Origin of the sequence: Streptomyces sp. MB09-01 (assembly GCF_033794505.1) — a bacterium.
In the GTDB taxonomy this organism is placed as follows: domain Bacteria; phylum Actinomycetota; class Actinomycetes; order Streptomycetales; family Streptomycetaceae; genus Streptomyces.
The window spans coordinates 72,355-83,109 of the sequence record NZ_JARAYQ010000005.1 but is presented as its reverse complement, the minus strand read 5'-3'; the positions used below and the strand labels follow the sequence as shown (position 1 = coordinate 83,109).

8 protein-coding genes are annotated in these 10,755 nt (G+C 71.7%); 5 read left to right on the top strand and 3 right to left on the bottom strand.

Going from position 1 to position 10,755, the window contains the following annotated elements; translation table 11 throughout:
• The 3 genes from PV721_RS02330 to PV721_RS02320 all read right to left on the bottom strand — a co-directional run.
• A partial coding sequence (locus PV721_RS02330; RefSeq protein ID WP_319721061.1) for a biotin/lipoyl-containing protein occupies nucleotides 1-306 on the bottom strand: 306 nt, incomplete at its 3' end.
• A 53-nt stretch (nucleotides 307-359) separates the two neighbouring features.
• Complete coding sequence (gene lpdA / locus PV721_RS02325; RefSeq protein WP_030707524.1) at nucleotides 360-1,748, bottom strand: dihydrolipoyl dehydrogenase; 1,389 nt, start codon at nucleotides 1,746-1,748, stop codon at nucleotides 360-362.
• Between the two features lie 295 nt (nucleotides 1,749-2,043).
• Nucleotides 2,044-3,579, bottom strand: coding sequence for a leucyl aminopeptidase (locus tag PV721_RS02320; protein WP_319721060.1), 1,536 nt, complete (start codon nucleotides 3,577-3,579; stop codon nucleotides 2,044-2,046).
• Nucleotides 3,580-3,924: 345 nt separating this feature from the next.
• Here PV721_RS02320 and PV721_RS02315 point away from each other — a divergent pair, with 345 nt between their 5' ends.
• From PV721_RS02315 to PV721_RS02295, 5 genes are all read left to right on the top strand, one after another.
• Nucleotides 3,925-5,952: a hypothetical protein gene (locus PV721_RS02315; RefSeq protein WP_319721059.1), complete on the top strand. Its 2,028-nt coding sequence runs from the start codon at nucleotides 3,925-3,927 to the stop codon at nucleotides 5,950-5,952.
• Between the two features lie 156 nt (nucleotides 5,953-6,108).
• Complete coding sequence (pelF, locus tag PV721_RS02310) at nucleotides 6,109-7,635, top strand: GT4 family glycosyltransferase PelF (RefSeq protein ID WP_319721058.1); 1,527 nt, start codon at nucleotides 6,109-6,111, stop codon at nucleotides 7,633-7,635.
• The gene (locus PV721_RS02305) at nucleotides 7,632-9,173 is read left to right on the top strand and encodes a hypothetical protein (RefSeq protein ID WP_319721057.1); all 1,542 of its coding nucleotides are present in this window, start codon (nucleotides 7,632-7,634) and stop codon (nucleotides 9,171-9,173) included. The genes pelF and PV721_RS02305 overlap by 4 nt, the downstream gene beginning before the upstream one ends.
• A complete protein-coding gene (locus tag PV721_RS02300) occupies nucleotides 9,170-9,862 on the top strand; it encodes a spherulation-specific family 4 protein (protein ID WP_319721056.1) in 693 nt (230 codons plus the stop codon). Before PV721_RS02305 ends, PV721_RS02300 begins: the two co-directional genes overlap by 4 nt.
• Nucleotides 9,859-10,677, top strand: a complete 819-nt coding sequence (locus PV721_RS02295; protein WP_319721055.1) for an endo alpha-1,4 polygalactosaminidase — start codon at nucleotides 9,859-9,861, stop codon at nucleotides 10,675-10,677. The genes PV721_RS02300 and PV721_RS02295 overlap by 4 nt, the downstream gene beginning before the upstream one ends.
• The last annotated feature ends 78 nt before the right edge of the window (nucleotides 10,678-10,755 follow it).

Genomic DNA, 10,755 nt, shown 5'->3' with positions numbered 1-10,755 from the left:
GGCGACGGGGGCGGGAGCGGCGGCGGCCGGCTCGGCGGCCGGAGCCGCGGCAGCGGCCGGGGCGCCGGAGCCGTCGTCGATGACGGCCAGCTCGGCGCCGACCTCGACGGTCTCGTCCTCGGCGACCTTGATGGAGGCCAGGATGCCGGCGACGGGCGACGGGATCTCGGTGTCGACCTTGTCGGTCGACACCTCGAGCAGCGGCTCGTCGGCCTCGACGCGCTCGCCCTCGGCCTTCAGCCAGCGGGTGACAGTGCCCTCGGTGACGCTCTCACCGAGCGCCGGAAGGGTTACGGAAACCGACATGGTTTCAGTTGCTCCTAACGAATGTGCGGAAGTGGTCGTCGCGCCCGTGACGATTAGTCGTGGGAGTGAAGCGGCTTGCCGGCCAGGGCCAGGTGGGCCTCGCCGAGCGCCTCGTTCTGGGTCGGGTGCGCGTGGATGAGCTGCGCGACCTCGGCCGGCAGGGCCTCCCAGTTGTAGATCAGCTGGGCCTCGCCGACCTGCTCGCCCATCCGGTCACCGACCATGTGGACGCCGACCACGGCACCGTCCTTGACCTGGACGAGCTTGATCTCGCCCGCGGTCTTGAGGATCTTGCTCTTGCCGTTGCCCGCCAGGTTGTACTTCAGGGCCACGACCTTGTCCGCGCCGTAGATCTCCTTGGCCTTGGCCTCGGTGATGCCGACGGAAGCGACCTCGGGGTGGCAGTAGGTGACGCGCGGGACACCGTCGTAGTCGATCGGGACGGTCTTGAGACCGGCCAGACGCTCCGCGACCAGGATGCCCTCGGCGAAGCCGACGTGCGCGAGCTGGAGGGTCGGGACGAGGTCACCGACGGCCGAGATGGTCGGCACGTTGGTCTGCATGTACTCGTCGACCAGGACGTAGCCGCGGTCCATCGCGACGCCCTGCTCCTCGTAGCCCAGACCCTGCGAGACCGGACCGCGGCCGACCGCGACCAGGAGCACCTCGGCCTCGAAGGTCTTGCCGTCGGCCAGCGTCACGCGGACGCCGTTCTCCGTGTACTCGGCCTTGTCGAAGAAGGTGCCGAGGTTGAACTTGATGCCGCGCTTGCGGAAGGCGCGCTCGAGCAGCTTGGAGCTGTTCTCGTCCTCGACCGGCACGAGGTGCTTGAGGCCCTCGATGACGGTGATGTCCGAGCCGAAGGACTTCCACGCCGAGGCGAACTCGACGCCGATGACGCCGCCGCCCAGGACGATCGCGGACTCGGGCACGCGGTCCAGGACCAGCGCGTGGTCCGAGGAGATGATGCGGTTGCCGTCGATGTTCAGGCCCGGCAGCGACTTCGGCACGGAGCCGGTCGCCAGCAGGATGTGGCGGCCCTGGATGCGCTGGCCGTTCACGTCGACGGAAGTCGGGGAGGAGAGGCGGCCCTCTCCCTCGATGTAGGTCACCTTGCGGGAGGCGACCAGGCCCTGCAGGCCCTTGTACAGGCCCGAGATGACCTCGTCCTTGTACTTCTGGACCCCCGCGATGTCGATGCCCTCGAAGGAGGCCTTGACACCGAACTGGGCGGCTTCACGAGCCTGGTCCGCGATCTCGCCCGCGTGCAGCAGAGCCTTCGTGGGGATGCAGCCGTTGTGCAGGCAGGTGCCACCGAGCTTGTTCTTCTCGATCAGGGCAACGTCCAGACCCAGCTGGGATGCGCGCAGCGCCGCGGCGTAACCGCCACTGCCACCGCCGAGGATCACTAGGTCGAAAACGGTGCTGGCGTCGTTCGCCACGTCACGTCCTCCATGCATGTGCGCCGGGCACCGGTCCTCTGTGACCGGGCGGCGGCTGGTAATCGGCCGCTTGTTTCTTCGGCCCTGTGGTGGGGGCCCTGTCCTGCCGAGAACCCATCTTCGCATTTGTCGGGGGAACGCGGGACGCCGGGCCCGGACTGTGGACGGAGCTTCTGTACGAGGCGAGGGTTACCGATGCGTAGAAACGTACGGTTCCCCGGCGTTTCGCCATAAGCCGAACGCACCCCGGGCCCTGACCCGGGCCCGGGGTGCGTCACGTCTCACATCCGGGCCGTCAGCCCAGGTCGCCCGTGGCGGTGCGCTCGGCCAGCCGCACCAGGGTGCGCACGGCCGAGCCGGTGCCGCCCTTGGGGGTGTAGCCGTGCGGCGCGCCCTCGTGGAAGGCCGGACCGGCGATGTCGAGGTGGGCCCAGGTGATGCCCTCGCCGACGAACTCCTGCAGGAAGAGGCCGGCGACCAGGCCGCCGCCCATGCGGACACCCATGTTCGCGATGTCGGCGGTGGGGGAGTCCATGGTCTTGCGCAGCTCGGCCGGCAGCGGCATCGGCCAGGAGGACTCGCCGACCTCCTCGGCGATCTCGTGGATCGACGTGCGGAAGGCGTCGTCGTTCGACATGACCCCGAAGGTGCGGTCGCCGAGGGCGAGCACCATGGCGCCGGTCAGGGTGGCGACGTCGACGATCGCGTCCGGGGCGTCCTCGGAGGCCTTGGTCAGCGCGTCACCGAGGACCAGGCGGCCCTCGGCGTCCGTGTTGAGGACCTCGACGGTCTTGCCGCTGTACATGCGCAGGACGTCACCCGGCTTGGTGGCGGAGCCGGACGGCATGTTCTCGGCGAGCGCGAGCCAGCCGGTGACGTTGACCCGCAGGCCCAGCTTCGCGGCCGCGACGACGGAGGCGAAGACGGCGGCGGCGCCGGCCATGTCGCACTTCATCGTCTCGTTGTGACCGGCCGGCTTCAGGGAGATGCCGCCCGAGTCGTAGGTGATGCCCTTGCCGACGAAGGCCAGGGTCTTCTCCGCCTTCGGGTGCGTGTAGGTGAGCTTCACCAGGCGCGGCGGGTTCTCGGAGCCCTTGCCGACGCCCATGATGCCGCCGTAGCCGCCCTTGACCAGAGCCTTCTCGTCCAGCACCTGGACCTTGATGCCGTTCTCCTTCGCGGCCGCGGAGGCGACCGCGGCGAAGGCCTCGGGGGTCAGGTCGTTCGGCGGGGTGTTCACCAGGTCACGGGCGATGTTGACCTCGGTCGCGACGACCGCGGCACGCTCGGAAGCGGCCTTGTGCTCCTTGTCGCGGGGCTTGGCGCCCAGCAGGGCCACCTCGGCGAGCGGCTGCTTCGGCCCGGAGTCCTTGCCGTTGCCGGCCTTCTTCTCGCCGCCCTGGTAGGCGGTGAACGCGTACGCGCCCAGCAGCGCGCCCTCGGCGACGGCGGTGACGGCCGAGGCGTCCTCCAGCGGGAGGGCGAAGCCGGCCTTCTTGCTGCCGTGCAGCGCACGGGCGGCGGCGCCGGCGGCGCGGCGCAGCACCTCCTCGTCGAACGACTCGTCCTTCTCCGGGACGGAGCCGAGCCCCACCGCCAGCACGACCGGGACCTTGAGGCCTGCCGGAGCCGGCAGCTTGGTGATCTCGCCTTCGGCACCCGAGGCGCCGAGCGCTTCGAGGACGCCGGCGAGCTTACCGTCGTACGCCTTGTCCACGGCCTCGGCGCCGGCGGCCACCAACGGGCCCTTGGGGCCCTTCGCGACGCCGACGACGAGGGCGTCGGCGCGGAGCGTCGCCGCGCCGGCAGTGCTGAGAGTCAGAGCAGTCACGGTGGTGAAGTCTCGCTTCCGTTTGTGTGTGTGGGCCGAGTGGGTGGACGGCCATCCGTAGCGATCGTATTCGGGCCCGACGGCCGCCAGAAATGAGCCTACGCGTACGGACTCGCCCGCACGCCACTCGAAGGTTTGGCAAGTTGTTCGATCAAGGGGCTGCCAGGTTCACCCATCCGTGGACTCTGCTCCAGGTTTGCCTCGTAGACCTGACGAGGTCCGAGAGACTCGGTCCACTCTCGCAAGGGGACGCGGGGTTCCTTTGCATGATTTCCACAGAGCCTCCCCGGCCCGGCCGTCCGCCATGGGCCGTGTCGAGGGATGCCTGCGGGGGGAAAGGCCGAAATGGTCAACAAGAATCGGATGAACAGGCTCGCCGCCGTCATGGCCGCCGCAGCCCTGGTGTCCGTGGCAGTACCCGCCTCGACCGCCCAGGCGGCCGAGGCACCGCGTGTCGACCTGAAGGTGCTCGTCGTCGACGACGGCGGCAGCTCGGTCCAGGCGGTCACCGCGGAACTCCGGGACACGGGAGTCCCGTACACCCGCGTCGAGCTGGGCAGCGCGAGCCGCCCGGTCATCAACGCGGCGTTCCTCAGCGACACGCTCGACGGCCGGCCGCGCGCCAAGTACCAGGGCGTCGTCCTGCCGAACGAGAACCCCTTCGGCGAGGGCTCGGCCGAGATGGCCGCGCTCGCCGCGTACGAGACGACGTACGGGATCCGCCAGGTCGACGCCTACACCTGGTCGCACCCGGGCGTCGGGCTGGAGTACACCGACAACGGCGGCTACAGCGGCCAGCTCGACGGCACCCAGGCCGCGGTCACCCCGGCCGGCAAGGCGGGCCCCTTCGCCTACCTCGGCGGACAGGTCACCTTCGAGGACAACTCCGCGCTGGTCCCCGAGAGCTTCGGGTTCATGGGCAAGCCGCGCCCCGGCTACACCAGCTACCTCGACGCCCCCGTCGGCTCCGGGCGGGCCTCGCTCGTCGGCGAGTACGCCCACGACGGGCGCAAAGAGCTGGTCGTCACCTTCGGCTACAACCAGTACCAGCAGCAGTTCCGGCTGCTGGCCCGCGGCATCGTCGACTGGCTCACCCAGGGGGTCCACCTCGGCCAGAGCCGCAACTACTTCGCGGTCCACGTCGACGACGTCTTCGCCCCCGACGCCCGCTGGAACAAGGAGCTCAACTGCACGCCGGGCGACTACGCCTGCGCGGGCGGAGAGGGCAAGGAGAGCACCATCCGGATGAGCGCCGCCGACGCCGTGTACGCGGCGCAGTGGCAGACGTCGAAGAACTTCAAGCTCGACATGCTCTTCAACGGGGGCGCCGGCGAGGAGTGGAAGGCCGAGAACGGCGGGGTCGACGCCCTGACCGCCCAGCTCGTCGCCGACCGGGCCAAGTACCGCTGGATGAACCACACCTACACGCACCCCTTCCTCGGCTGCGTCCAGAACACCGCCGTCGTCCCCTGGACGTGCACGAAGAACGCCCAGGGCGCCGTCCAGTACATGAGCCGCGCCGACATCGCCGCCCAGATCCGCGACAACAACAACTGGGCCGCCTCCAAGGGCATCACCACCGACCGGACCGAGCTCGTCACCGGCGAGCACTCCGGCCTGAAGACCGCACCGCAGCAGCCCGTGGACAACCCCAACCTGGCCGGCGCCCTCGCCGACACCGGGGTCAAGTGGGCCGGCAGCGACAACTCCCGCGAGCCCGCCCAGCGGGCGGTCGGAGCGGCCCTCACCGTCCCGCGGCACCCGATGAACGTGTACTACAACACGGGCACCAACGCCGAGATGGCCGACGAGTACAACTGGATCTACACCAGCCGCGCCGCCGGCGGCAGCGGCGCCTGCGAGGACAACCCGGGAACCTCCACCTGCCTGCCGGCCGCGCTCGACGTCAACACCGGCTACCTCCAGTACATCGTCCCGCAGGAGGCCCGGACCGCCCTGCGCCACGTGCTGGCCAACGACCCCCGCCCGCACTACGTCCACCAGGCCAACCTGGCCGAGGACCGGACCCTCTACCCCGTGCTCAACCAGGTCCTCGACACCTACCGCACGCTCTACGCGCCCAGTGCGCCGATCGTCAACCAGTCCATGAAGGACACCGGCGTCGAGCTCCAGCGCCGCGCCGCCTGGGACAAGGCCCTCGCGGACGGCAAGGTCACCGCCTACCGCATCGGCACCACCGTCACCGTCAAGGCGCCGTCCGGAGTCGTCGCCCCGGTCACCGCCCCCACCGGGACGAAGAAGCAGATGCTGCTCGGCACCGCCGACTTCGGCACCGCGTACGCCGGCAGCCGCTCCGCCTGGGCCGCTCCGGAACTGCTCCAGAGCGCCGTCACGCTCAAGCTGCCCAGCTGACCGTCCTCACAATCCGGCTGCTCGGCCGACCGTCCGTCGCGTTCGGGCCGTTCAGCTGACCGTCCGTCCCGCAAGCCGTCACGAGCAACACCCAGCGCCGGCGCTCCGCACACCCACGGGCGCCGGCCCCTTTTCCGTCCTGGGGGGACACACCGCATGAGTCATGGGCGTCACGTCACCATGCTCACCGAAGGCACCTACCCGCACGTCCACGGGGGCGTCAGCACCTGGTGCGACCAACTGGTACGCGGCATGCCGGAGGTCGACTTCAACGTCATAGCCCTGACCGGCTCCGGACGCGAGCCGGTCACCTGGGAACTGCCGCGCAACGTCTACCGGCACACCGCCGTCCCGCTCTGGGGTCCTCCCCCCGGACGCGGCCGCCGTTCGGCCCTGCGCGGCAAGGCCCACCGCCGCTTCACCGAGGTCTACGAAGCCTTCCTGCTCTCCCTGCTCGATCCCGCGGGCGGCCCCGCCCGGCACGGATTCTCCGCGGCCCTGCGCGAACTGGCCATCCTCGCCCGGGCCGGAAAACTGGCCCCGGCCCTGCGCTCCGAATCGGTTCTGCGGCTGCTGATGACCGTATGGACCCGCCCCGGCCTCACCACCGCCGCGGCCGAGCCCACCATCCACGACGCGCTCACCGCCACCGACCTGCTGGAACACGCGCTGCGCCCGCTCGGCGTACGCATCCCGCCCGACAGCGTCGCCCACGCCGTCAGCAGCGGCCTCGCCACCCTCCCGGCCCTCGCCGCCAAACACCTCGACGGCGTCCCCTTCCTGCTGACCGAGCACGGCATCTACCTGCGCGAGCGCTACCTCGGCTACCGCAGCGCCGGACAGCGCTGGCCCGTCAAGGCGCTCATGCTCGGCTTCTACCGCGAGCTCAACACCGAGGGCTACCGGCAGGCCGACCTGATCACCCCGTGCAACCGGTACAACCGCCGCTGGGAGGAGCGCGGAGGCGCCGACTCCGAGCGCATCCGCACCGTCTACAACGGCGTCGACCCGCACGCCTTCCCCGAGGCCGGCCCCGAACCGCACGTGCCCACCCTCAGCTGGTGCGGCCGCATCGACCCCATCAAGGACCTCGAAACCCTCATCCGGGCCTACGCCTTCATGCGCGAGGAGCTGCCCGCCCTGCGGCTGCGCCTCTTCGGGCCGGTCCCGGCCGGCTGCGAGGAGTACAAGCTCCGGCTGGAGAGCCTCGCCGCCGAACTCGGGGTGAGCGACGGGATCACGTACGAGGGCCGCATCGAGCAGGTGGCCCAGGCCTACGCGGCGGGCCACATCGTGATGCTCTCCAGCATCAGCGAGGGCTTCCCCTTCAGCATCATCGAGGCCATGTCCTGCGGACGCACCACCGTCTCCACCGACGTCGGCGGGGTCCGAGAGGCCGTCGGCGACACCGGCCTGGTCGTCCCGCCGCGCGAGCCCGAGACCATGGCCCGCGCCACCCTCGCGCTGCTCCGCGACGACGAACGCCGCGCCGAACTCGGCCGGCTGGCCCGCAAACGGGTGGTGGAGAAGTTCACCCTCCACCAGTCCGTGGACGGCTTCCGGCACATCTACCGGGAACTCGCCGGCCAGCCCGTGCTGCCCGTCCACGCCGGCGACAGCTGGACCCAGCGGCTCGCCGACCCCTGGTACCGCGAACTCGCCGCCGACGGGAGCCTGTGGTGAGCGGATCCCTCTGGCTCAAGCCGCCCGTCGCGGGCTCCGGCGCCGACACGCTCCCGGCCGTCCCGCGCCCGCGCCGCGAGGGCCCCGGCCCGGCCGCCGACCCCATGGACGACCTCGCCGAACGCCTCGGCGCGTTCATCTCCGCCGCCGTCCACCCCGACGAGATCGCCGCCATCCTCGAATCCGACGGCATGACGGACGAACACATCCGGCTCGCCTACGGCCGCCACGACTCCTTCAGCCTCGCCGAGGAGCTCTACGCCCGGGTCCCCCGCTCCTTCCCGGACCCGGGCGCCGCCCCCGACCCCTGGAAGGTCTCCCTCACCGCCTGCCTGCTGCGCGGGGTGATCTTCGCCCTGCCCGGCCTCGCCTACCTCCTCGGCGCGCCTCTCCTCGAAGGCCCGCAGGACCGGCTCGGCCTGCCGGCCGGGACGCTCACCCTGCTCGCCGGGGCGCTCATCGGCTGGGTCTGGGACCAGACCCTGTCCCACCGGGCCTACTCCTGGCTCGGCCTCGGCGACCGGGCCGCAGCCGGGCGCACCCTCCTCGTCGGCGCCCCCGCCGGATCCCTGCTCGGCACCGCCGCCGCGCTGGCCGTGCCCGGCGGGCCGCCGTTCTCCTACGCCTTCGCCGCCGGACAGGCCCTCTACGTCGGGGCCGCCACCGTCCTGCTCGTCCTCGGCCGGGAACGGGTGCTGCTCCTCGCACTCGGCCCGATGGCGGTCGGGGCGCTCCTCGCGCTCTTCGTCGACCTGCCCGTGCCGGTACGGGTCACCCTGCTCGCGGTGTCCCTGGTGGCCGCCTGCACCCTGGCTGTACGGGAACTCCCGCTGGCCGACGGCATGCGGGCCGCCGTGCTCCGGATCCGCGGCTGGGCGGTGCGCCGGCCCGGCAAGGGCCCCGTGCGCTGGCAGATGCTGCGCGGCGCCGAGGAGGAACTCGCGGCCCGCGGGCCCCGGCTCGGGGACTCCGTGCCGTACGGGGTCTTCGGACTCGGCACCGGCCTGCTCGTGCTGTACGCCGCCCTCGGGGAGGTGCTCGCCGGCGGCCCCGCCGAAGCAGTCGCCGCCCCCTCGGCGGTGGCCCTCACCCTCAGCATGGGCCCCGCCGAATGGCTGCTCCACCGCTTCCGCAGCGGCAGCCTCTCCGGGCTCCAGGGAGCCCGCTCGCCCGGCGCCTTCCGGCAGCGGATGCTCGGCACGCTGGCCCGGTGCCTCGCCGTCTACCTGGCGGTGCTGCTGCTCCTCGGCCTGGCCGGAACCCTCCTGTGGCCCGGCGCCCCCGGCCTCACCGTGGTCCGCGTCGCCACCCTGCTGCTGCTCGGGGCGGTGATGTGGACCGGGCTGCTCCTGCAGTCCTTCGGAGCGGTCCGGCCCGCCGCCGCGGTCTGCGCCTCGGCCGCCGTCGCCCAGAGCCTGGCCCTGCTGACCGGACTGGGCCAGCCCCGGGCCGTCCAGCTGGTGGTGGCGGGCACCGCCGCCGCCGTCCTGGCGGCCCTGGTCTGTCTGCTCCTCGGCCGCGCCACCGCCCACCGATGATGTACGAGACGTACGAGACGCAGGAGAAGAAGGACCCCATGCTGCTGGTGCCCCTCTACGAGCACCCCGCCGACCGGCCCGAGGCCTGGGAGCGGCTCATCCGCTCCGCCGGCCGGCTGCACTCGGTGGTGCTCAACCCCGACAGCGGGCCGGGCGCCGCCCCCGACGAGCGGTTCGCCCTCGTCGCCGAGCGCCTGCGCGAGGCCGGGGTACCCGTCCTCGGGTACGCCGACACCGACTACGGGCGGCGCCCGCACGCCGCGGTGGTGCAGGACCTGCTGCGCCACCGCGACTGGTACGCCACCGACGGGGCCTTCCTCGACCAGGCCTCCGCCGACCCGGAACTCCTCCCGCACTACGGGCGGCTCGCGGTCGCGGCGCGGGCCGCGGGCGCCCGCACGCTCGTCCTCAACCACGGGGTCCACCCTCATCCCGGCTACGCCGAACTCGCGGACCTGCTCGTCACCTTCGAGGGCCCCTGGGACGCCTACCGGGACGCGGCCGCCGTACCGCCCTGGACGTCGGACCATCCCGCCCAGCGGTTCTGCCACCTCGTGTACGCGGTCCCGCCGGGCGCGCCCGCCGCCGAACTCGCCGAGGAGCGGCGGGCGGGCGTGCACTGCGCGGTTCCCGGCACCGGCGCACACCCGTGGGGGACCCTCCCGTACGCCCTGGAGGCGGCGGGATGAAACGGCTCGGACTCCTGCTGCTCCTGCCGCTGCTCCTGCTCGCCGCCTGTACCGCGGAGCCGCCGGACGACGGCGAGGACGAGCCGTACCGGTGGCCCGACCAGGCACCGGGGGAGCTCTGGCGGCCCCCGCCGGGCGTCGGCTGGCAGTGGCAGCTCACCGGGAAGCTCGACACCTCGGTGAAGGCGCCCGTGTACGACGTCGACGGGTTCACCACCACCAAGGAGCAGGTCACGGCGCTGAAGAAGGCCGGGCGCAAGACCATCTGCTACCTCTCCACCGGAGCCTGGGAGGACTTCCGCCCCGACGCGGAGGCGTTCCCGAAGGACCTGCTGGGCAAGGGCAACGGGTGGGAGGGGGAACGCTGGCTGGACATCCGCCGGGTGGCCGAGCTGGAACCGCTGATGGCCAAACGGTTCGACATGTGCCGGGACAAGGGCTTCGACGCGGTCGAGCCGGACAACATGGACGCCTACCGCAATACGTCCGGCTTCCCGCTCACCGCCGACGACCAGTTGCGCTACAACCGGCTGATCGCGAAGCTGGCGCACGACCGGGGGATGTCGGTCGGCCTCAAGAACGACCTGGACCAGATCCCTGAGCTCGTCGGCGCGTTCGACTTCGCGGTGAACGAGCAGTGCGCGGAGTACCGAGAGTGCGAGAAGCTGACCCCCTTCATCGAAGCGGGCAAGGCCGTCTTCCACGTGGAGTACGAACTCCCCACGAGCCGCTTCTGCGCCCGCTCGCGCGAACTGAAACTGAGCTCCCTGCAGAAGCACTACGACTTGGACGCCTGGCGCCGCCCCTGCCCGTAGCCCGCCGGCACGTCCCTGCCTCGGCGGGGTGCAACCAGCCCCTCCGGCGAGGCAGGATTCGGCCCGGCCGGGGCGGAA